At 58.4% G+C, this 22,010-nt stretch carries 21 protein-coding genes and 2 pseudogenes; 11 read left to right on the forward strand and 12 right to left on the reverse strand.

Features of this window, described 5'->3' with window-relative positions:
• Positions 1 to 6: 6 nt before the first annotated feature.
• On the forward strand, positions 7 to 312 hold the full coding sequence (locus BLW22_RS07305; protein ID WP_074845070.1) for a transposase: 306 nt from the start codon (positions 7 to 9) through the stop codon (positions 310 to 312).
• Positions 313 to 715: 403 nt separating this feature from the next.
• On the opposite strand, the gene BLW22_RS35855 is transcribed toward BLW22_RS07305, so the two are convergent.
• The 3 genes and pseudogenes from BLW22_RS35855 to BLW22_RS07315 form a co-directional block, all read right to left on the reverse strand.
• On the reverse strand, positions 716 to 1,729 hold the full coding sequence (locus BLW22_RS35855) for a methyl-accepting chemotaxis protein (RefSeq protein ID WP_459564949.1): 1,014 nt from the start codon (positions 1,727 to 1,729) through the stop codon (positions 716 to 718).
• A gap of 111 nt (positions 1,730 to 1,840) precedes the next feature.
• Positions 1,841 to 2,371, reverse strand: a pseudogene (locus tag BLW22_RS35865) (MCP four helix bundle domain-containing protein); the annotation flags it as partial.
• 125 nt (positions 2,372 to 2,496) lie between these two features.
• Positions 2,497 to 2,736 (reverse strand): annotated as a pseudogene (locus BLW22_RS07315) (transposase domain-containing protein); the annotation flags it as partial.
• Between the two features lie 474 nt (positions 2,737 to 3,210).
• On the opposite strand from BLW22_RS07315, the gene tnpB reads away from it, so the two are divergent.
• The 5 genes from tnpB (at position 3,211) to BLW22_RS34835 (ending at position 7,039) form a co-directional block, all read left to right on the forward strand.
• Positions 3,211 to 3,375, forward strand: coding sequence for an IS66 family insertion sequence element accessory protein TnpB (tnpB, locus tag BLW22_RS35870; protein WP_143045102.1), 165 nt, complete (start codon positions 3,211 to 3,213; stop codon positions 3,373 to 3,375).
• A gap of 238 nt (positions 3,376 to 3,613) precedes the next feature.
• On the forward strand, positions 3,614 to 4,753 hold the full coding sequence (locus BLW22_RS07330) for a hypothetical protein (protein ID WP_074845076.1): 1,140 nt from the start codon (positions 3,614 to 3,616) through the stop codon (positions 4,751 to 4,753).
• A 642-nt stretch (positions 4,754 to 5,395) separates the two neighbouring features.
• Entirely contained in the window at positions 5,396 to 5,794 is a 399-nt protein-coding gene (locus tag BLW22_RS35230) for a reverse transcriptase family protein (RefSeq protein WP_235865561.1), read from the forward strand.
• The gene (locus tag BLW22_RS35235) at positions 5,791 to 6,300 is read left to right on the forward strand and encodes a reverse transcriptase domain-containing protein (RefSeq protein WP_235865562.1); all 510 of its coding nucleotides are present in this window, start codon (positions 5,791 to 5,793) and stop codon (positions 6,298 to 6,300) included. The genes BLW22_RS35230 and BLW22_RS35235 overlap by 4 nt, the downstream gene beginning before the upstream one ends.
• 505 nt (positions 6,301 to 6,805) lie before the next feature.
• Positions 6,806 to 7,039: a hypothetical protein gene (locus BLW22_RS34835; protein WP_159440237.1), complete on the forward strand. Its 234-nt coding sequence runs from the start codon at positions 6,806 to 6,808 to the stop codon at positions 7,037 to 7,039.
• Between the two features lie 124 nt (positions 7,040 to 7,163).
• On the opposite strand, the gene BLW22_RS07345 is transcribed toward BLW22_RS34835, so the two are convergent.
• Positions 7,164 to 8,330, reverse strand: coding sequence for a catalase family protein (locus BLW22_RS07345; RefSeq protein WP_074845079.1), 1,167 nt, complete (start codon positions 8,328 to 8,330; stop codon positions 7,164 to 7,166).
• Positions 8,327 to 10,135 (reverse strand): di-heme-cytochrome C peroxidase, encoded by a 1,809-nt coding sequence (locus tag BLW22_RS07350; protein ID WP_065924527.1) that lies wholly within the window; start codon positions 10,133 to 10,135, stop codon positions 8,327 to 8,329. The genes BLW22_RS07345 and BLW22_RS07350 overlap by 4 nt, the downstream gene beginning before the upstream one ends.
• Before the next feature lie 258 nt (positions 10,136 to 10,393).
• Between BLW22_RS07350 and BLW22_RS07355 the strand changes: the two genes are divergently transcribed.
• The 4 genes from BLW22_RS07355 (at position 10,394) to BLW22_RS07370 (ending at position 12,696) form a co-directional block, all read left to right on the forward strand.
• Positions 10,394 to 11,125 (forward strand): BamJ family beta-barrel-assembly machinery protein, encoded by a 732-nt coding sequence (locus BLW22_RS07355; RefSeq protein ID WP_012723274.1) that lies wholly within the window; start codon positions 10,394 to 10,396, stop codon positions 11,123 to 11,125.
• Between the two features lie 312 nt (positions 11,126 to 11,437).
• Positions 11,438 to 11,896, forward strand: coding sequence for a YkvA family protein (locus BLW22_RS07360; protein WP_065924528.1), 459 nt, complete (start codon positions 11,438 to 11,440; stop codon positions 11,894 to 11,896).
• A gap of 93 nt (positions 11,897 to 11,989) precedes the next feature.
• Complete coding sequence (locus BLW22_RS07365; protein WP_074845206.1) at positions 11,990 to 12,328, forward strand: helix-turn-helix domain-containing protein; 339 nt, start codon at positions 11,990 to 11,992, stop codon at positions 12,326 to 12,328.
• Complete coding sequence (locus tag BLW22_RS07370) at positions 12,325 to 12,696, forward strand: hypothetical protein (protein ID WP_005786715.1); 372 nt, start codon at positions 12,325 to 12,327, stop codon at positions 12,694 to 12,696. The genes BLW22_RS07365 and BLW22_RS07370 overlap by 4 nt, the downstream gene beginning before the upstream one ends.
• Here the strand turns inward: BLW22_RS07370 and BLW22_RS07375 are convergent.
• Positions 12,693 to 14,462, reverse strand: a complete 1,770-nt coding sequence (locus tag BLW22_RS07375; protein ID WP_043293707.1) for a bifunctional diguanylate cyclase/phosphodiesterase — start codon at positions 14,460 to 14,462, stop codon at positions 12,693 to 12,695. The two genes, BLW22_RS07370 and BLW22_RS07375, sit on opposite strands and share 4 nt — an antisense overlap.
• A gap of 118 nt (positions 14,463 to 14,580) precedes the next feature.
• On the reverse strand, positions 14,581 to 16,662 hold the full coding sequence (locus tag BLW22_RS07380) for a carboxy terminal-processing peptidase (RefSeq protein WP_174562728.1): 2,082 nt from the start codon (positions 16,660 to 16,662) through the stop codon (positions 14,581 to 14,583).
• 138 nt (positions 16,663 to 16,800) lie between these two features.
• Here BLW22_RS07380 and BLW22_RS07385 point away from each other — a divergent pair, with 138 nt between their 5' ends.
• The gene (locus BLW22_RS07385) at positions 16,801 to 17,763 is read left to right on the forward strand and encodes a zinc-binding dehydrogenase (protein WP_065924529.1); all 963 of its coding nucleotides are present in this window, start codon (positions 16,801 to 16,803) and stop codon (positions 17,761 to 17,763) included.
• 97 nt (positions 17,764 to 17,860) lie between these two features.
• Here the strand turns inward: BLW22_RS07385 and BLW22_RS07390 are convergent, their stop codons facing one another.
• From BLW22_RS07390 to BLW22_RS07410, 5 genes are read right to left on the reverse strand one after another with little or no spacing between them, the layout of a single operon-like run.
• On the reverse strand, positions 17,861 to 18,514 hold the full coding sequence (locus BLW22_RS07390; protein ID WP_027607113.1) for an HAD family hydrolase: 654 nt from the start codon (positions 18,512 to 18,514) through the stop codon (positions 17,861 to 17,863).
• A gap of 30 nt (positions 18,515 to 18,544) precedes the next feature.
• Entirely contained in the window at positions 18,545 to 19,534 is a 990-nt protein-coding gene (locus BLW22_RS07395; RefSeq protein ID WP_065924530.1) for an ABC transporter ATP-binding protein, read from the reverse strand.
• A complete protein-coding gene (locus tag BLW22_RS07400) occupies positions 19,531 to 20,331 on the reverse strand; it encodes an ABC transporter permease (RefSeq protein WP_074845081.1) in 801 nt (266 codons plus the stop codon). The genes BLW22_RS07395 and BLW22_RS07400 overlap by 4 nt, the downstream gene beginning before the upstream one ends.
• On the reverse strand, positions 20,318 to 21,163 hold the full coding sequence (locus BLW22_RS07405; protein ID WP_027607116.1) for an ABC transporter permease: 846 nt from the start codon (positions 21,161 to 21,163) through the stop codon (positions 20,318 to 20,320). Before BLW22_RS07405 ends, BLW22_RS07400 begins: the two co-directional genes overlap by 14 nt.
• A complete protein-coding gene (locus BLW22_RS07410) occupies positions 21,160 to 21,966 on the reverse strand; it encodes an alkaline phosphatase family protein (RefSeq protein ID WP_074845084.1) in 807 nt (268 codons plus the stop codon). The genes BLW22_RS07405 and BLW22_RS07410 overlap by 4 nt, the downstream gene beginning before the upstream one ends.
• Positions 21,967 to 22,010: the final 44 nt, after the last annotated feature.

Here is a 22,010-nt window from a genome sequence, read left to right on the forward strand (position 1 = left end):
CCTAAATTGATCTTCCCCAAACCGTTCAAAGCCCAGGTCGTCCAGGAGTGCCTGCAACCTGGAGCGACGATGTCCAGCGTAGCCATCCATCACGGCATCCATGCCAACGTGATCCGCAAATGGCTACCGAATTACCGGCATCAATCACCTGCAACCTTGTTGGCTTTCGTTCCGGTAAAAGCGGCACCAAGACGAGCAACAGAAGAGATGGTGATAATCTCGCTACCTCTGGGCGATAAATTCATCACCGTTAAATGGCCTGCCTCGGATCCGGACGGCTGCGCGTGTTTTATTCGTGGCCTGGCCCAATGATTCGTGTCGATGTCATCTGGCTCGCCATCGAGCTCATGGACATGCGCGCTGGCACTGCGCTTACCTCTTCGCGAACCGCCGGGCGGAACCGGATGAAAGTCCTGGGTATCCGTCCGGCCAAGTCATCTACCCGGCCCCGCGAGATCAAGGTATGCATCCGTCGAAGTCAATTTGGGTGACCTCGACGGGTATCAACTGATGCGGAAAAGTTGATAAATCTCACTGGCTTGCCACGTCAGCACATCTTTGACACACACAAGACCTGTCCATTCATAATCGCCGGTAGTTCAAGCTGATGATCACCATTACCTTTTTTCGAGGAGTGGTAAGTGAGACAACAATGGGGAATTGCCCCTTGATTACTACCGTACGCTGATTACATAACTCTCTACGCTTGGGCATCTCAAGTCAGTTTGAATCTTCCAACAATCCCACTCAAATCTTCAGCCAGTCGCGACAACTCATGGCTAGCACTGGTCGTCTGTGAGGCACCTTGTGATGACTTGTTCGATAGGTCGCGGATGTTTACCAAATTCCGATCAACTTCCCGAGCTACATGCGCTTGTTCCTGTGATGCGCTAGCTATAACTAAATTCAGACCGTTTATTTCTCTGACAGCCTCGTTAATTTTGCTGAGGGCTTCGTTCGCGCCTTCTGCAATGACCAATGTACTGGCGGCCAACTCCGTATTCCCTTGCATAGAGCCCACGGCTCGGTCAGTTCCGTTCTGGATACCGGTGACCAAACGTTCGATTTCGCTAGTCGATTGTTGTGTCCGATGGGCTAGCGCACGGACTTCATCGGCTACAACGGCAAAGCCCCGGCCCGCTTCGCCCGCTCGCGCCGCCTCGATGGCAGCGTTAAGCGCTAACAGGTTGGTTTGCTCGGCAAGGCCACGAATGACGTCCAGCACTGTTCCTATGTCACGGGACTGGTCGGCTAACTCGCCAATCAGGTGAGAGGTTTTACCTATATCCGCGCCCATATTGTCGATAGCCGTAACAGTTTTTTTGACCAGAGCGGAGCCCTCTTCGGCAGCAGCAGTAGCACTGCTAGAAGAATGTGAAGTGTATTCGGCGTTGCGAGCAACTTCTTCTACAGCACTGGTCATTTGATTGACGGCAGTCGCCGCCATGTCAATCTCATTTGCTTGTTTTTGCAGACCATTGGCACCTTCTAGAGTGACGCTAGTGAGTTGTCCTGCGGCTATCGAGAGTTGGTTGGCCGATGTTGCGATCTCCTGCAAGGTTTGGCGCAGTTGCTGTTGCATGTTGCCGACGGCTGCGGCCACGCTGTTTTTGTCGCCTGTAACCACTTCGATGTTATTACTAAGGTCGCCTTGAGCGATTATGCGGGTAAAGTCAGCAACTGTACTCGGTTCGCCGCCAATAGACCGCAGGATACTGCGCGTGGTCATCAGTGTAACGATTACGCCTATTACGGAGATAAGCAACGTCACGACTATTGCGATATTGCGCGTTTGACTGGAGTAGGCTACCTGCTCCTGAAACCGAAGCTCTGCTTGGCTCTTGCCTCTTTCACGCAGTTGCTGGAGCGTCCCAAAGACTTGTTCGGCAAACGGTTTAACTTCTTCGCGATTGATTTTGGCTGCGGCGGGGATGTCGCCTGACTCTATGACCGTTGTCTGATGGCGCATTCCGTCACGCAGCTTTCTATAGTCGCTCTGTAATTTTTCGAATGAGTCGCCACTTTTTGTCTTGCTTTCTTTGGTAATCAATTGGTCGGTCAGGGTATCGACCCGGGCAAAGGCGCTTTCGTTCTGTGCTTTCCATTGGGGGATCTGCACCGGGTCGCCGATGGCAATCATGCGCAGGATATTGATGTCTACGCGAGTCAACGCACCATCAATGCTGTTTACCACTTCCGTCGCCAGAAAATCCTTATTAAATAAATCATCGACATTGTCGGTAGATTTCTTAAGGGCCTGGATCATGAAGACAGACAATGCAAAAAATACGAGAATTATTGTAAATGTCGAAAGCATAAGGCGTTTTTTGACGCTGAAGCTTGCGCTAACGTCAACTTTTTGATTGATCATGGGGAGCCCCTGATAACAGACATGTAACTGCGGAGGAAGCCTTCGGCTTTAGTAACTAGAGTATCGGCTAGCGTGCACTGATCTTGAGGAGGCCTGGCGTAGAAACCTTGCCAAGTCAGCATAAATCAGCTAGGAGCCCAACGATGTGGCAGCAGTTGCCCGAGCCCACTTGCCCGTTGCGTCGGCAGACGCGTGAGAACGTCTTCCAAGTAAGCATATGGGTCATGCCCGTTGAGTTTGGCTGACTGGATCAGGCTCATCAGCACCCACTCGCGTTTTCCGCTGCGCAGGGATCCTGTGAAGAGCCAATCCTTGCATCCAAAAGCCCATGGCCGGATCTGCTACTCGATGTGGTTGTTATCAATATGAGGCACCATCATGAAAACATTTGTAGCAGACGATGGCCGCTTGATCGGCGTGATTGAAAAAAAGGTCGAGGTGCCATCCTGAACGCCCTATAGTCGCCAAGTGCAGATCGGTACTGAGTACGAGTTCATTGACACCTGTGAGCGTCCTGATGCCATCGGTTCAGCTCCAAGCGCGACCATTCAGGAGTAAACGCTCTGTAACGATGTAATGCGATAGAGCCGCTATTCAACTAACAGTTGAATAGCGGCTCGCTGATTTCTATTATTTGTTCAACGCATATGGTAACCATGTGCCTACCTTCTGAGGCCCGCTTGGGATAAATCGCTGCGGGCTTTTGTATTTCTAGCTTAGGGAAATCACTCGGCATGCATTATTTAGCTTATCTCGATGAGTTTGATCACGTCTGTTAGTACGTCGCTCGTAACCACCACAAATATAAAACCAACCCTGTATTTAGCTCGGGTGACGGCGTGGGCATCTGGCATTCGACGCGAAGGCTGAACCAAGGCACGTTTCATTGGCCAGGTATTCGGCACGGCTCGGAAGTAGAACTCGACACCGAGCAACTTCCCGCTCTGATGTTGGGACTGCCATGGCAACGAGTCCGCGCTAGGGCGGCGATCACAGTGCTTTAACACCTGCCATTAACTCACTATTTCGTAACTTAATGCTTAAAGTATCTGATGGGCGCTGTCACTTGACAGAGTGTCTGGGATCTTGTGTACTGAGAGTAGTAGTGAATTTAGCCGTGCCGTTAGCCAACAGCCGAAGCATTTAAGGACTTCTTAAAATGTATTCATCGCCCGCTCACGTTGTTCAGCTACTGCAGCATCAGTGTAAGCTTGGCTGCTAACGTATCAGCGAGTGTTCTAAATGCAATCGATGCGCAGATTCATGAATGTTATGTTTGGTCTGGTGCTTTGTGCAAGCCAACCTCATGCAGACACGTTGGTACGCGAAGAACAGATCTTATTGCCTATCCAGATCAACTTCCATATTGAGAAAATCGAAGCATTGATCGTCCGTCCCGTAAAAGGGGGGCATTTCCCAATCGCACTGATTGTTAACGGCTCGGCGGCTACATCTCCGTCTGCCGCACATGCCGATTGGCTTGCTCATATCGCCCACGACTTTGCGCACCGCGGCTGGCTTGCCGCGTCAATTTTATGGCCCGGCTATGGCCGTTCGACCGGAACCTTCATGAATGAAGGGGGAACCTGCATTGAGCCCAATGTGGCTCGATTTCTCGATGCGCATGGCAAAGAGCTTGGCGCCGCGTTGGCGGCTATCCGTGAGCGTCCAGACGCAGATCCATCCTTGGCAGTAGGTGTTGGGATCTCTATCGGCGGAGCCTCAATGTTAGATCTGGCGGCTCAACCAGGTCGTCAATTGGCGGCGGTAATCAACATCTCTGGCGGCGTTTACCACTACACAAATGTGGGCTCTGCCGACTCTAATTGCTCGTTATATCAAAGTGATCTTGTGCGAACCCTCACGAAATTCGGCAAAGACAACCCAACGCCAACGCTCTGGATTTACGCCGAGAATGATCCGTTTTTCAGCCCAGATCTTGTCGCTCGGATGATCGCGGGTTATCGCTCGGGGGGCGGTAACGCTGAGCTGGCGTTGCTACCCCCATTCGGTAAGGATGGGCACACGCTCTACAAACAAGAGGCCAATCTACTTTTAAAACCTTATATCGAAGATTTTCTCAGGAGCAATCGGCTTCCTGCCATGGACGACAGCGCATTAACGCCGCTGCTTTCGAAGCTTGCGCCCGAAGACCGTGCGGGCGCTGAGGCTTATCTTCAAAGCGTTACCGAGAAAGCCATGGCAATGTCCAAGGACAGTAGCAGCATTTATTGGTACTACGGCGCGCGCTCACTCAAGACAGCGCGACAGCATGCCCTTAGCAATTGTCGCAAGGCCACTGGTAAACCCTGCCGACTCGTTGCGCAAAATATGGAATTGATAGATGGCTGGCAAGATGTAGTTTCCCCGTCTGGGAAATGACCAGCAGTTTGGCGCAGCGACTCGCTATCAACCCACGTCTTGACTGCGGGTCTGGATAGATGACCAGGCCGGACGCTTAGTGCGCCATTTAAAGCTGGTGAAGGATAGTCGATGAAAGTTCGGAACTGGTAAGAAATGGCGAATCAACCAGACCCCGAGTCATGCATGTTGCACCGTGAGGTGCAGGGTGAAGCGTTGATAGGGGAAACCGATGGGCCAGCCATTGAGTCGCGTAATCAGGAATCCGGGATGCCGATGCTGTTATCCGAAGCAGAAGGCAATACGGGGCATGGCGATATATACCAGCCATGCTCTGATCGCGCGGTCGAAGACCCCATGCACGTCGGGAAGTCCTTCGCTCAGAAACTGGGAGATCTCAGCGGTGCCCGGTGCGCAGGCACCGGGCGGAGCAGGAAAGTCCAAAAGCAGTAACCCTGCTGCCCACGTCGCTGAGAAGTCGGATACGTCCGTAGTACCTGAGAAGCCATCGAACAAAGGGCCTGGCCCTGCGGAGATAGGGGAGGAAAGGGACGTAGCCAAGGGAAACACCGAAAGGCCCCCCCCGGACACTGAGCCGGATCAGTAGCGCGTCGATTGGACTTGAGGGTGTATGTAAGTGAAGCAGCCCAGAGGAGCAAGGGCATGCAGTTCACCGCATTCCCGCACGACATCACACCACAGTTATTGGTGCAGAGTTTCTATGCCCTGCGCCGCGATGCTGCGGTGGGCGTGGACGGCATGTCGTGGCGAGACTATGAGGAAGGTCTTCTCCAGCGTGTGACCGAGTTGCACGGAAGGCTTCACAAAGGAGCTTTTCGGGCAACGCCATCGCGGCGGGTCTACATTCCCAAAGCCGATGGCAGGCAACGCCCGTTGGGTATAGCTTCTTTGGAAGAGAAGATCGTACGGCAGGCGGCTGTTATCGTCCTGAATGCGATCTATGAGGAAGACTTTCTTGGATTCTCGTATAGGTTTAGACCGGGCCGCAGTCAGCATGATGCGCTGGATGCGTTAACGGTCGCGCTAAAAAGTCAAAGGTGAACTGGATATTGGATGCGGGTATCGCATCGTTCTTTGATGAGATCGACCATGAATGGATGCTGATGTTTCTGGGGCACCGGATTGCAGACCGGCGCCTGCTCGGGCTTATCTGCAAATGGTTTCAAACGCGTGTTATGGAGGATGGCCGTAGGGTGGCTGCGACCAAGGGGACGCGCCAAGGCGCAGTGATATCGCCATTGTTGGCGAATATCTATCTTCACTACGTGCTGGATCTGTGGGCAAGGCGGTGGCGCCAGCGGCATGCCCGTGGCGATGTAATTCTTGGGCGCTACGCGGATGATAGTGTGGTTGGGTTCAGGACGAAAGTGCAGGTTCAGCAGTTTCTAGTGCAGTTGCAGGAACGGTTGGCCAGGTTCGGTCTATCGCTCAACGCCTCGAAAACACGACTGATTGAGTCTGGTCGTTTTGCTGTGACGAATCGCAGGAAACGAGGTTTGAGAAAGCCGGAGACACTTGATTTTCTGGGTTTCACACCGCACTTGTAGTGTCAGCCGACGCGGTGACTTCCAAGTGCTGCGACTGACTGTCAAAAAGCGTATGCGTGCGACGCTTCTTGCTATCCGTGTACCGCATGCAGGTACACGGTACGGCGTTGCTTGCTATGGTGGCGCAGATTGGTACAGCCAGAGTGAGCGGTGTTGGAAAGAAATTTCCGCCAAGAGCGAGCGTGAACACTGCTGCTTCAAGTATGTTTTATTTCAGAATCCGCTAACGGCGTGACATGTGATCCTTGAGCGTTGACGGCGACGGTGAGCTCTTACACGGTAGGGCAGACGTGGCCAGATCTCGGTTCTCTGTGGAAACGCTTCATTCAGCCCGCAGCATCTTGAGCGTGTTTCAGCTACCTGATTGCTCGGCCCCTGTTGATCTGATGATCAGACACCTCCGCAACATGATTTACAGCGTCGAATTTTGAGTACACAATTAAGGCCAAACACTTAACAACAGGTGTTAAAATCTTATATTTTACAGCTAGTTAGAAGGTGATTCATGGTCCCGTCCGCTGCGCCATATTCGGTCACCTGGCCCACTGAACGCCAGGTCACCACAGAAATCCCGCTCATTGAGCGGGTTTTTTTTGCCTGCGATTTGACCTTTCTGCGCCTTGCCTTTGCGCTGACGCTACCTGACCTTTTTCTTGCGTGGCTGGCGCGTGGCCAAGTGCTCGAAGCAAAAAGACGCAGTGCCGAACACGGCGATTATGCTCAGGACGATCATGCCTAGGGTTGAGCTTTCCACGATGGGCTTCCTACGTGATGGAGTAGGCGTCCACGGTAGAGTTACGGCGAAAGCGCCTCAATAGACCCGACGCAATCCTTACGACGCCGGGCCCATTGTTACGCAGTCTTTACGGGGCGTTGCGGCTGTGGCGGTAATCGCTGACCGCTTCATACACCGCCTTGCGCAAGCGATTGATGCCACCGATGGGCCGATGCTCGGCTACGCCAAACCATGGGTTGAACGACTGGTTGTCGCACGCCAGGTTCTGCTCGGGCGTATCGAAATCCTGGGCCGGGATCCGCACCTTGGCTACGCTCTCGTAGGGCGCATCGCTCTCCTTCCACTCGATGCTGGTGTCTTCGATCGGCATGAATTTCTGCGGGTTCTGCCGCTGGATCTGCAACACGAAACATGCCGGCACGCGGTCAGTGGACAGTTGCTGGCTCAAGGCGCTGCGCAGGAAGTTCGGCAGGTCCTGGTTCTGCTTGGGCAGGGCGTATTCCGGGCAGCTCTGTGGGTCGGGCGCCACACGGAACTTGGCATTGGCCGCGCCGAACTTGTAGGGCGATACCGAAAAATAGGTGGTCTGTGTCGGGCTGGCCGGTGCGGGTGCCAGGGTTGCCAGGGCGATAAACAGGTGACGCACCTGCCAGCTGCGCGGGTCGGCCTTGGGGAAGAACGCCAGGACTTTCTTGCCATCCGCCTGGGCGCCGATGTTCTGCGCGTACTCCGCCACATCGCTGACAAAAAAATTCGGGTGGCTGAACATCACGAAGTCCTGTTCCGTGCGGGCCTGCTGGTCGGCGAGCAATTGTTTGCCCGGCACATCCAACAGCTTGAGCGCCATGCCCCGGGCATCGCGGATGCTGTCGAACTGCGGGTAGGCGTTGCCGTTGGACAAGCGCATCATGGCCTGCCAGGTCTTGCCTGGTTCGGCAAATACGCCCTGGCGCAACGCCGGGTCGAGATCGGCCAGCACACTGACTTCGGCTTTCACGCAACCATGGGCCTTGGCGTGGGCATCGCGCAGGTAGCGCGTGCCTTCGCGATGCTGGTCAACGATGCGCACGGCGGTCTGGATAATGCCCTGGGTCATTGCCGCTTCACCCGCAGGGATCTGCTCGTCCGGCGACACCGGTCCGCTGTGCTGCCAGGCAAACCAGGCCGTGCTCGCCAGCCAGCCGAGCAGGCCGAGGCCCACCAGCCACAACAGGGTCTTGCCGAGCAACCGGCCAAGGCCCAGCCACAGGCGGGCGAGCAGGGAAGGTTGGTCGTATCGAGATCGGATCATCATGGCAGTTGTTGCTCCAGCGGGCCGCCCAGCACTTTGAGGTATTCCAGCAGTGCCCAGCGTTCCTGCGGCAGCAAGCTGCGGCCGATAACGCCATTGCCACGCTTGCCGGCACGGAATTCGTGGCCGCTGTTGTGGTTGCCGGTGAGTTTGGTATCGAACAGGAAGGCATTCTTGAACGCTGCGGTCTCAAAGCCCAGGTGACGCGGGTCGTAGTTGAAGGTGCCTTTATAGAAGGTGGTGCTGCGTTCATCCTGAGGCGAGAGCAACTGGTAGATCGTCGGCACCGAGCCGTTGTGCAGGAACGGCGGGGTCGCCCACACACCGGCCAGCGGGCGGGCCTTGTAGGCACGCAACTCGCGCACGCCAATGGGCAGGCCGTAGCCATCCAGGCGCGGGCGCTCGGCCGCGGTGACGCCGGCGGCGCGGTAGGCGTGATCTTCGACGAAGGCGGTGACGTAGGCCAGGCCCTTGGCCACGGACATTTTCTTCAGGTCCAGCGGCTCGGTGGGGGTGGGGTGCAGTTCGACATTGAGCTTGGCCAGTTCCGCCGGGTCCCACTGCAGGGCACTGAGGTCATAGCGCTGGTCGGCAATGTTGCTGGCGGTGCCGGGGTCGGTGCCGATGTACTCCACCGGCAGCATTTTCAGCTGCTGCACCGGGCGGCCATTTTCCTCGGTGACGGCCGGTACATGGCAGCCGGCGCAGTTCTCGGCGAACAGCGCGCGGCCCTGGGCGGCGAGGGGCTTGTCGACGGGGCCGAACAAGTCCTCGGGCCAGGTCGGTGGTTTGAGGCGTTGCAGGGTTTCTTCGATCCGGTTGAGGTCACGCACCCTGACGCTCGACGGGTAGCGCGCATCGCCCTGAAGCGGTTGGCCGGCGGCGTCGAAAAAGCTCAATGTCGCGCCTACACCGAGGGCTTCACCGATATTGCGCGCCATGGGTTGCTGGGCCGAGCCGTTCCATTGCACCCAGTCGAAGGTCCAGATGTCCCACAGCTGCGGGTAGTCCACCGGCGCATTGGCGACGCGGTAGTTGTCTGGCGAAATGGCATCGCCAAAGCTGGCATTGGCGATTCGGCCAAAGGCGTCGGTGCGGCCTGGTCCCTCTTCGGTGGGGTAGAGGCCGCGGTGGGTGTCGTTCCAGGCGACCTTGAGGAACTGGTTCAGCGACTGTTTGAAGTCCTCGCGCAACTGGCTGTGCTCGGCGTCGTAGCGATCCCCCAGCACCTGGCGGGCAAACCGCTCGAATTTCCAGGGGTTGTAGTAGGTGGCGGCGAGGCTGGCGACCAGGGCCTGGCCGAAACTGCCACCGCGCAAGGTGGGTACGCTGGAAGGCAGTACGTGTTGGGCCGAGCCGCCGTCGATACGCAGGGCCTGGCCCTTGAAGTGTAATTCGCCGGTATGGCAGGCGGCGCAGGTAATATCCAGGTACTCGACGTTGCTGTCGGCGTTTTTGTGCCGGGCGAAGCCCACGGGCAGGTTGCCGGGGTTTTGCGTGGTGGGTACCTGCTTGGGGTCCACCAGGAAACCGAAGCGCGCCAGGTACTCCGGCGTGGCAAAACGCCGCTCGGAGAACGGCAGTTCCAGGGCGGTGAACCAGTTGTAGTGCAGGCCTTTTACTTGGGTGCCCTGGGGCGTGAAGTAATAGGTCTGGCGGTCGGCGGCACTCCATTGGTCCTGGTAGCGCACCTGTTCCACCGGCACGTAGTCGGGCAGCCTGGGGTTGACGGTGTAGTACAGCACCACGGCCAGGATCAGGCCCAGCGCGATGAGTATCAGCAGTAAAACACGGGAAAAAATGCGCAAGATGGCTATCCTTGTCTCGGCCTTGTCGAGTGGTCGCGTTGTTATGCCACTACGCCACGGGTGCGGCAAGTGGCCATGAGTCAGATGAGAGGCGGTCCCGCGATCCGTCGCGGGCTCCCATAATGAATGAAAATGCTTTTAAACACGTGAACTTATCGGAAGTTTCCTGCTCACATGCCGGTAGCCATTGGTCGTGGCCGCCTGATAAGCTCGCGACTTTATTCGAATGCCCTTTTGGCGCATGAACAAGGAAATAGCATGAAACAGCATCGGTTGGCGGCGGCGGTGGCCCTGGTTAGCCTGGTACTTGCGGGTTGTGATTCGCAGACCAGCGTAGAGCTGAAAACCCCGGCGCAGAAAGCTTCCTACGGCATCGGCCTGAACATGGGCAAAAGCCTTGCCCAGGAAGGCATGGATGACCTGGATTCCAAAGCGGTAGCCCAAGGCATCGAAGATGCCGTCGGCAAGAAAGAGCAGAAGCTCAAAGACGACGAACTGGTTGAAGCGTTTGCCGCACTGCAGAAGCGTGCTGAAGAACGCATGACCAAAATGAGCGAAGAGTCGGCAGCCGCCGGCAAGAAATTCCTCGAAGACAACGCCAAGAAAGACGGCGTAGTCACCACCGCTTCCGGCCTGCAGTACAAGATCACCAAGAAAGCCGACGGCCCACAGCCTAAGCCAACTGACGTGGTGACTGTTCACTACACCGGCAAGCTCACCAACGGCACCACCTTTGACAGCTCCGTGGATCGCGGCAGCCCGATTGACCTGCCGGTCAGCGGTGTGATTCCTGGCTGGGTCGAAGGCCTGCAACTGATGCACGTAGGCGAGAAGGTCGAGTTGTACATCCCGTCCGACCTGGCCTACGGCGCCCAGAGCCCGAGCCCGGCAATCCCGGCAAACTCGGTGCTGGTATTCGACCTGGAACTGCTGGCCATCAAGGACCCAGCCAAGGCTGAAGCCCCTGCTGCACCTGCCGCCAAGAAGTAATCGGCGCTTGAACACGCAACGCCCCGTCTTGACGGGGCGTTGTTGTTTTCGGGGTTTTCAAAATCAGTCCCTGTAGACATCCGATCGAACGCCCGTACGCTGTAACAGTCTGATGTAAGACTCGAGTACGGGTATCGGCACATCTGCGCCAAGTCAATGAATTCTTGGGTTTTTTTGATGTGCGCAAAAAACGCCCGATCTGACTGGAAGCCTTGTAGACCGTGGCTTTCAGCCGGTAAAACAGGCTCTGTTCACAAGGTTATCCACAATTTGTGTGGATAACCTTTCTGTTTGATGGAACTGGAGTGACAGATGAAACCACCCTTCAATTTCACCCGTTTCCTGCCCATGGCGGCACGCTTGCTGGGCCGTGGACGTTTGCCGACCCTGCTGTTCGCTGTCGCCGCCAAAGGCTCCAGCCAGGGCAACCGCCTGGGTAAGCTCAAGGATGATCTCAAGCTGCTTCAATCCCTGTGCCTGGCCTACTGGCGTGGCGAGTACCGAGCCATCAGCCCCAAGGCGCTGATCTCTGTGGTGGCGGGGTTGATGTATTTCCTCAGCCCGATTGATGCGATCCCGGACTTTATCCCCATGTTCGGCATGCTCGACGACATCGCCGTACTGGCGTGGGTCATGAAGGCCCTGGAGGGTGAACTGAGCGCGTTTCGCGCCTGGCGTGACGCACAGCGCCCGGAAAAACTCGCGGTGGTTGAGCGTTTGCCTGCCACCCCGGCCTTGCTGGCCAAGGAAAACCCGCAAAAAAACGGATGACGTGGCTATCCCCCTGCGACCTTTGTGGCTGTTAGGATTACACTCCTAAGGAAAGAGCTTACTCAGTAAGTGCAGTTATCCTACGGGGCGGTCATGGATATTCAGATAATTTCACGCAATGGCGAACCCGAGTACGCGGTGTTGCCATGGGATCAGTACCAGGCGCTGCTAAAAGCCGCCGGTCAGCAACAGCCTTCACCGACGCCTTCTCCTACTGCACACGCCGCACCTGACCAGGATTTGCGCCCGCTCGCAGACCTGCGCGGCTTGCGTGAAGCCAAGGGCCTGGCGATTGAAGCGTTGGCCCGCACCGTGGGCATCAGCCCCTCGTATCTAGGATTGATCGAAAGTGGTGAACGTCAGCCGGATGCCGCAATCCGCCGCAGCCTGGCCCGGGAATTAGGCGTTGCAGGTTGGAGGGATGAATCTTGAGCCTACGTATCAGTCGTCAACATTGGGATGGGTTACTTAACGAACTGGACCAGGCGCGCCGCCAGCGCCATCTGCTGACCTACCGAGCACTGTTGGAGCGCCTGCAATTTCCGACGCCGGCGATGCAAACCCTGGCCGCTGCCCTGGAGCACCTGGCGGCGCTGGACGCCAAGGCCGAGCAACCGTTGCGCAGCTCCCTGGTGATCAGCCAGGGCGCCAGCCGCCTGCCGCGTACCGGGTTCTTTGAGTGTGTGGAGCGCCTGGGGCGTTTCAGCGGGCCGTCCGATGGTGTGGCCGCCGCCTCCTGGCATGCCTCGGAAGTGGTGCGGGTGTTCGAATACGAGTATCCGGAGTCTGCCGAGGCTTAAAGTGCCTGGGGCAACATGTCCATGCTGTCGATCACATGGATGCTGTAGCCGGTCATATCCTTGGCATGGTGCTTGGCCTGCGAGGCCAGTTCCGCCAACTGGCTGGCATCGAGTTGTCCACAGGCCTGTGGATACAAATGCACCACCCCGATCGACAGTGACAGCAACGCAAACTCCTGGCGTACGCCCTGGCGGTTCAGCGCCACGAAGCAGCCGGCGTCGAGGTGCTCGGCGCGGTAGAAGCGCCTGCACTGGGTATGGAAATCGTCCAGCAGCTGGTTGAGCCGCTTGCGCCAATCCTGTGGCCCCAACACCAGCAAAAAATCATCGCCACCGATATGCCCGACAAAGTCGCGGCTGGGGTCGACCCGGTCGTTCAGGCACTGCGCCAGGCACAGCAACACCTCATCCCCACGTCCGTAGCCGTAGATGTCGTTGAACGGCTTGAAGCTGTCGATATCCACGTAGCAGATCACCGATTCTCGCTGTTGCTGCAACAGTCGCGTCAGGCACTGCTGGATCGGCACGTTGCCGGGCAGCAGGGTCAGCGGGTTGGCATAGCGCGCCTGCTGGATTTTCAGTTCGGTGATCAGCTTGAGTACATCGATTACCCGGCCCAGGCCGAGGTAATCGCCATTGAGGGTGATGATGAAATCTTCTTCGATACGTTGCCGTGCGCGGCTGGTCAGCAGGCGGCTGACCTGTTGCAGCGACTGGCTCAACTCTACCGCCAGAAAATCCGTACTCATCAGCCGGCTGATGGGCTTGCGCGCAAACAGGTCGGTGGCAAACGGCTTGAGCAGCGCATCGGAGAGTGAATGCCGGTGCACGATCCCCACCGGGTGGCCGCGTCCATCCAGAACCGCCAGGGAGTTAAGGTTGGCCTGGCGGCGGAACGCCTCCAACACCTGGGCGGTGGCGGTGTCCTGATCGACCGCCGGTTGTTCGCTGAGCAGGGCGCTGAGGTCGCCGGCTTCTTCGCTGAGGGCCACATTGGCCTGATCGGGCTTGGGCAGCATCTGGCGCGCTTCCTGTGGCGGCTGCTCCTGTGGACGGCAGAGCAGGTAACCCTGGACCAGGTCGACGCCCATCTCGGTCAATACCGCCAGCTCTTCCGGCAATTCGATGCCCTCGGCGATCACCTGGGCCCGTGAGGCCCTGGCGATCTGCAGGATAGAGCCGACAAACTCACGCTTGAGCGCATCCTGATGGATACCGTCGATAAAGTGGCGGTCGATCTTCACGTAATCCGGGCGCAGCTCCGACCACAAGCGCAGGCTGGAATAGCCGGCACCCAAGTCATCCAAGGCAATCGAAAAGCCCATGTTGCGGTAATGGTGCAGGGCGGTTTGCAGCAGGTCGAAATCGTCGGTGGGGGTCTGCTCGGTGAGTTCGATCACCACCTGGCTCGGCGGAATGCCGAAGTCGCGCAGCAATTGCAGGGTGCGGCCCGGTTGATGAGCGGTCTCCATCAAGGATTCGGGCGAGACATTCAGGAACAGCTTGCCCGGCAGCTTTTGCTCGCTGAAGCGGCGGCATGCGCTTTCGCGGCAGGCCATTTCCAGTTCGCTGAGGCGACCGGCATGGCGCGCCACCGAGAACAGCGCGATGGGGGAGTGCAGCGGGCTGTTCGACGGGCCGCGGCTGAGGGCTTCGTAGCCAAGGATGCGCCGTTCTGACAGGCAGATGATCGGTTGGAACAGGCTGTGCAAACTGCCTTGAGCCAGGATAGAGCCCAATGCACTCAGCTGTTCGGTCATAGTCATGGCGATCTCGATCGAAAAAAAAGGACCGTGGGCGTTACGCCGACGGTCCTTCATTTCACGACAGAATGATGTCTATATGATGACACTCCAGGGAGCGATCACATTAAATCGCCATCATTTACTGTTTGGCCACCTGTTTGGTGATTTTCAGGTAGTCCAGCAGGATCCGGCCGCTCTCGGCCAGGTAAGCGTCGTCTTCCGGCTTGGTTTTATCCGCTTCGGTCGGCAGCGCATCCTCGTCTTCTTTCTTCAGCTCCTTGAGGGGTTCTTCGCCCTTGGCCTTGCGGCGGATGTTTTCCAGGGCGAGTTGCTTGTTTTCGATGTCGGAGTGCTGTGCACGACGGTCCACTTCATTGAGGCTGACGGTTTTTTCTTCCATCAACTTCTTGGCCAGGGCCAGCTTGTCGCGGATGAACACAAACTCGGCATCCTTGGCGGAGCGGGTATCGTGGTCAGCCTTCAACTGCGCGAGGAACGGCTTGAACGGGTCCGAGGCCGGCTTGATCGCAGGACGGATGGTGTCCCACGGCATGGCTTCCGGCAGGGCGCTTTCGCCGATTTCCTTGGTGTCGATGATCGACGGGAAATCGATGTCCGGCAGTACGCCCTGATGCTGGGTGCTCTGCCCGGAAACCCGGTAGAACTTGGCCAGCGTCAGCTTGAGCTCGCCATGGTTCAGCGGCTGGATGGTCTGCACGGTGCCTTTGCCGAAGGTCTGGCCGCCGATGATCAACGCGCGGTGGTAGTCCTGCATGGCACCGGCGAAAATCTCCGAAGCCGAAGCCGACAGACGGTTGACCAGCAACGCCATCGGGCCTTTGTAGAAGGCACCCGGGTTCTCGTCTTCGAGCACGTCGACACGGCCATCAGCGTTGCGTACCAACACGGTCGGGCCCTTGTCGATAAACAGGCTGGTCAGCTCGGTGGCTTCCTGCAGGGAACCGCCGCCGTTGTTGCGCAGGTCGATGACCACGCCGTCGACTTTTTCCTTCTGCAGCTCGGTAAGGATTTTCTTCACGTCGCGGGTGGTGGACTTGTAGTCCGGGTCACCGGCACGGAAGGCCTTGAAGTCCAGGTAGAAGGCCGGGATTTCAATCACCCCCAGCTTGTAGTCCTTGCCATCCTGCTTGAGGTTGAGGACTTTCTTCTGCACGGCCTGGTCTTCGAGCTTCACCGCTTCACGGGTGATGGACACGATCTTGCTGGTCTGGTCGTTCGGTGCATTGGTGTGCGGAATCACTTCCAGGCGCACCACGCTGCCTTTCGGCCCACGGATCAGCTTGACCACTTCGTCCAGGCGCCAACCGACCACATCGACCATCTCTTTGTCGGCCTGGGCCACACCGATGATCTTGTCGGCAGGCGCAACCTGCTTGGTCTTGTCTGCCGGACCGGCCGGCACCAGGCGCACGATCTTCACCTGGTCATTGTCGCTTTGCAGGACGGCACCGATGCCTTCCAGGGACAGACTCATGTTGATATCGAAGTTTTCCGCGTTATCTGGCGACAGATAATTGGTGTGCGGATCGTAGGACATCGCGAAGGTGTTGATGTAGGCCTGGAAGATATCTTCGGCACGGGTCTGGTCCAGGCGTGCCAGTTGATTCTTGTAGCGCTTGGTCAACAGCTCCTGGATAGCCTTGGGCTCTTTGCCGGCGATCTTCAGGCGCAGCACTTCGTCCTTGACGCGTTTGCGCCAGAGGTCGTCGAGGGCGGCGGTGCTGGTCAGCCAAGGCGCGTCCTTGCGGTCCACCAGAAGGGTTTCCTTCTGGGTGAAGTCGAGCTTGTCGACACCCTTGTCCAACTCACCCAAGGCGAAGTCCAGACGCGCTTTCACGCGATCCAGGTAGCGCTTGTAGATGGTGAAGCCGGGCTGCAGGTCGCCGCTCTTGAGGAAGTCGTCGAACTGCGTCTTCCACTTGTCGAACTCAGCGATATCGCTGGCCAGGAAGTAGCTGCGCGACGGGTCCAGCAGCTTGAGGTAGCTGTCATAGATGATCACCGAGCGCGCGTCGTCCAGCGGCGGCTTGCTGTAGTGATGACGCTTGAGCAACTCGACGACGTTAAGGCTGGCAATCACCTCATCGCGGTCCGGCTGAAGGTTGTCCCAGCTGTTGGCTGCGAACGTATTGGTCGACATCGACGCGAAGCCGATACCAATGAAAAGAGCGAGGGCGGTGCTGGGGAACAGATGCTTCATGCTGATTCGACGCGGGGGCAATTGATAACGCATATTAGGCCGTCTTTGAAGTTGCCGGTTCCATAGGGGCCGGTCGCATAATGCAAAAAGCCCGGCGCTACTGCTACGGGCTCAGTCCAGACTCACTATGGAGGCACTGTGAAAGCATTGCAAGGCGTTGAAGGTCATGTGGAGTGGTTGGACGAACCAAGTCCTACATGTGATGTAGGCCAAGTTCGCATTCGTGTGGCGGCTGCGGGCCTTAATCGCGCCGATTTATTGCAGCGTGCAGGGCTCTATCCGCCACCGCCTGGCGCCAGTGCCGTACTGGGACTTGAGTGTTCCGGGGTGATCAGTGAAGTGGGCCCGGGTTCGTCCTGGCAGGTGGGCGATCGCGTCTGTGCGTTGCTGGCCGGTGGCGGCATGGCCGAAGAAGTGGTGGTGGATGCACGTCATGTGCTGCCGGTGCCGGAAGGTTTGTCGCTGATTGAAGCGGCGGCGCTGCCGGAGGTGTACAGCACTGCGTGGCTCAATCTGTTCCAACTGGCGGGCCTCAAGCCCGGTGAGAAAGTGTTGCTGCACGCCGGCGCCAGTGGCGTGGGCTCGGCGGCCATCCAGCTGTGCAAGGCATTTGGCAGCCCGTGCTGGGTCAGCGTCGGCTCGGCGCAGCGCCTGGCCTACTGTGAAGACCTGGGCGCCCAGGGCGGCGTAGTACGCACTGACGGTATCGAAGGGCTGCGGGATTTCGGGCCATTCGATGTGATCCTCGATCCGGTCGGCGGCAACTACGCCGCGCTGGACCTCAAGCTGCTGGCGCTGGACGGTCGCTGGGTGTTGATCGGCTTGATGGGCGGCCGCGAGGCGCAACTGGACCTGGCCCAGGTGCTGGCCAAGCGTGTGCAACTGCTGGGTTCGACCCTGCGCAGCCGTGACGATCAGTTCAAGGCCGACCTGTTCAGCGACCTGAGCCAGCATGTATGGCCGTTGTTTGCCGAAGGTCGCCTGAGCCCGCAATTGGCCAGGACGTTCCCGATCAAGGATGCCGAGGCGGCGTTTGCGGAGCTGGCGACTAACCAGATCGCCGGGAAGCTGGTGTTGGTAATTGACGAGAGCCTGACCTGATCCCGGATTGGAATAGGGTCGATGTGGGAGGGGGCAAGTCGAATCGTCGCACCGCCCCTCCCACCTTTGATTGGATTTCAAGTCGGGATAGGCGGTCTCAGACCCAGTGGTGGATTGGCCAGCCGGATTTTTCGGCGTGGGCGCGCAACACCGGGTCCGGGTTCACCACCTGCGGGTGCTCCACCTTCAGCAACAACGGCAAGTCATTGCGCGAATCCGAATAGAAATACGCGCCGTCCAGCGATTCACCTTCCTGTTCCAGCCATTCCAGCAAGCGCGTGATCTTGCCTTCGCGGTAGGTCAGTACCCCCACGGTACGGCCGCTGTACACGCCATGACTCACTTCCAGCTCAATCCCCAGCACCTCATCAATGCCGATACGCGCCGCAATCGGTTTCACCAGGTGAGTCCCCGAGGCGGAGATCACCAGGATCCGGTCGCCGTTGGCGCGGTGGCGGGCGATGGTCCTGGTGGCGTCGCTGTAGATCAGCGGTTCAATCACATCCTCGACCCAGGGCTCCACCAGGTGCTCGATTTCCTCCGGGGTGCGGCCGATCATCGGCTCCAGGCTGAAGTCCATGAAGTCTTCCATGGCCAGCTCGCCGCGGCTGTAGGCGTCCATCAGCTCGTTGTTCCTGCCCATGAACGACGCCGGGTCGACCCAGCCCAGGCGCCCCATCTGTTCGCTCCAGAGGGTGGCGCAGTCGCCATGGATCAGGGTGTCGTCCAAATCAAAAATTACCAATGCCATCCGTTACGCTCTCTCAAGATTCACTGCTGCTCAGGCTACTTCACACAGCGCACTGGGGTCGATGGAAAGTGCCAGGCGCTGGCCGTCCGGGTGCAGATCGTCCGCCGAGCGGTTTAGCACGTCCACCACCAATTCCACGCCACGGGCTTCGATGCGGTAGCGAATCACGTTGCCCAGCAGGCTATGGCTGCGCACCAGCGCGTCGAGTTCGCCGCTGCGGCTCAGTTCGATGGCCTCCGGGCGAATCGCGATGCGCCCGCTGATCGGGCGTTGCAGCAACTGGCTGGCCTTGTCGGCGTCCAGCAGGTTGTAGTTGCCGATGAAACCGGCGGCGAATACATCCACCGGTGCGGTGTAGAGGGTCTCGGCATCGCCGCTTTGCACGATCTTGCCCTGGTTCATCAGGAAGATCCGGTCCGACATGGTCAGGGCTTCTTCCTGGTCATGGGTCACGAAGATCGTGGTCAACCCCAGTTCGCGCTGGATCTGGCGGATCTGTTCGCGCAGGTGCTTGCGAATCCGTGCATCCAGCGCCGACAGCGGCTCATCCAGCAGCAACAGGCGCGGGCGGGTGACCAGGGAGCGGGCCAGGGCCACCCGCTGGCACTGGCCGCCGGACATCTGGTGCGGGTAGCGGCCGGCCAGGTCCTTGAGTTCCACCAGTTGCAGCACTTCCTGCACGCGCTTGTGGCTGTCATCGGCGTTGACCTTTTGCATGCGCAGGCCGAAGGCGACGTTCTGTTCCACGGTCATGTTGGGGAACAGCGCATAGCTCTGGAACACCATGCCGATGTTGCGTTTCTGTGGGCTCAGCGGAACGATGTCCTGGCCGTCCAGCAGGATTTTCCCACTGTCCACTGCGGTCAGGCCGGCGATGCAGCGCAGCAGGGTGGACTTGCCGCAACCGGATGGGCCGAGCAGGGTGACGAACTCACCCTTGGCGATTTCGCAGTTGATGTCACTGAACACCGGGGTGCCGGCGTAGCCTTTTTGCAGATGTTGGACGCTGACGAAGCTCATTGGCTTTTGTCCTTGTTCAAGGTATTGGCGGCCCAGGTCAGCACCAGCACAAAGAAGAAATAGGAAATCACGACGGCGCTGGTGAAGTGGCCGCTGCTGTTGCGCATGTTGTTCAGGTACACCTGCAGGGTCTCGTAGCGGGTACCCACGAGGATATTGGCGAACACGAATTCACCGAACAGGAACGAGAACGACAGCAGCAGCGCCACCATCAAACCTTTGCGCAGGTTGGGCAGCACCACGAAGATCGCCGCCTGCCAAGTACTGGCGCCAAGCAGTTGCGAGGCGTCCATCAGGTCGCGCAGGTTGATGGCTTGCAGGTTGTTGGTGATCGCCCGGTACATGAATGGCAGCGCCACGGTGAAGTAGCAGCCGATCAGGATCCACGGCGTGCCCACCATCGCCAACGGCCCGGAACCGTACAGTTGCAGAAGGCCCACCGACGACACCACCGGCGGTACCGCGAAGGGCAGCAGGATCAGGATGTTCATCAAGGCGTCGAGCCTGGGAAAGTGGTAATGCACCACGAACAACAGCGGCAGAATCAACACCACCGACAGGATCAACGCACCCACGCACACCAGCAACGATTGCCCGAAGGCCATCAGGAAGCGTGGGTCGCTCCACAGCTGCACATACCACTTCACCGTGAAGCCCGCCGGCAGAATGGTTGCCGACCAACTGCTCGCAATGGAGTAGACGAAGGTGCCGATCAGCGGCAGCACCAGGATCGCGAACAACAGGTACACCACCACGCGGTGGTAGAGGGAGGCCGGGCCGGCTTCAGCGCGAGACATGGTAGCTCCTCTTGAGCAGCAGTTGATGCACCACTGTGACCACGGTCATCAGCGCAACCAGCACCACGGCCAGTGCGCTGGCCATGTTTGGATCGAGGGATACATCCCCCGACACGAGGCCGGCGATACGAATCGGCAGCACGTTGAAGTTCCCGGTGGTCAGGGCGTAGACCGTCGCGTAGGCACCCAGGGCATTGGCCAGCAGGATCACGAACGTGCCCAGTAGCGCCGGGGTGAGCACCGGCAAGCCGATATGTCGCCAGAACTGCCAGCCATTGGCGCCGAGCAGGGCCGCCGACTCACGCCAGTCTTCACGCAGTGCGTCGAAGGCTGGGTAGAGCAGCAACACGCCGAGGGGGATCTGGAAGTAGGTATAGAGGATGATCAGGCCGGTCTTGGAGTACAGGTTGAAGTCCTGAATGATCCCGGCCTGCTTGAGCATGATGGTGATGCTGCCGTTGAACCCCAGCAGGATGATGAACGCGAAGGCCAGGGGCACGCCGGCGAAGTTGCTGGTCATGTTGGCGAAGGCGGTGACGAAGTTGCGCAGCGGCGAATCCACCCGGCGCAGGGAATAACTGCCCAGCGTGGCGATGATGATGCCGAAGATGCTCGAGTAGAAGCTGATCTCCAGGCTGAACTGGATGGCTTGCAGGTAGAACTTCGAACTGAAGATGCGCGTGAAGTTGTCCAGGCCCCAGCCAGTGTCTTCGGTCTGCAGGCTATTGATCAGCACCCATACCAGCGGGGCGATTTCGAACACGATAAAGAACAGCGCGAAAGGCACCAGGCACAGGAGTGCCAGCCATTTGCCACGGGATATTGAACTCACTTCAGTAACTCCCGGCACACAGGTTTGTCGTGGGGTACGCCCAGCAGTTCGCAGACCGTGCCGCACAGCTCGGTTTGTTTCGGTGCGGCGTGGGTGTCCAGGCTGAAGGCATCGCCGAGCACGAACAGTGGCACTTCCCGTTCTTCCGGCAGCAGGCCGTTGTGGGAGCGGTCGTTGTTCATGCCGTGGTCGGCGGTCACCAGCACCTGGTAGCCGGCATCGAGCCAGGCTTGCAGGTAGTCGGCCAGGATGATGTCGGCCGAGCGTGCGCTGTTGCGGTACTGCGGCGTGTCGAGGCCGTGTTTGTGGCCGGCGTCGTCGATGTTCATCGGGTGCACCACCATGAAGTCCGGCGCGTGCTTGAGCCGCAGGCTTTCGGCGTCGGCAAACAGGTGGGAATCCGGGTAGTGGTCATTCCAGTAGAAATGCCCGTGCTGGATCGCCAGCGTCTTGTCGTCGGTATGACGATCCCGTGCGGCGAGAAAGGGCGTGCGGTTATACAACTCGCTGACCCAATGGTAAGCCGCCGCTGCGGTGGTAAGGCCGGCGTCGGTGGCGTAATGGAAAATGCTGCGCTGGTTGGACAGGCGCGAGACTTGGTTGTGCACGATACCGCTGTGGATCGGTGGCACGCCGGTGAGGATGCATTCGTACAGCGGGCGGGACAGGGCGGGCAGTTCACATTCCAGCTTGTAGAGGGCCGCGCGTCCTGCGCCGACATAGGCCTGCAAGTGTCCCATGGCGTGCCGGGCAACCTCGAAGTTCAGGCCGTCGAGCACGACAAGGATGACAGTGTGCTTCATGGGGGAGAGCGCTCCGCAGCAATAGACTTGACTCAATTCCCCTG

The sequence above is a fragment of the Pseudomonas marginalis genome (genome assembly GCF_900105325.1).
Classification (GTDB): Bacteria; Pseudomonadota; Gammaproteobacteria; order Pseudomonadales; family Pseudomonadaceae; genus Aquipseudomonas; species Aquipseudomonas marginalis.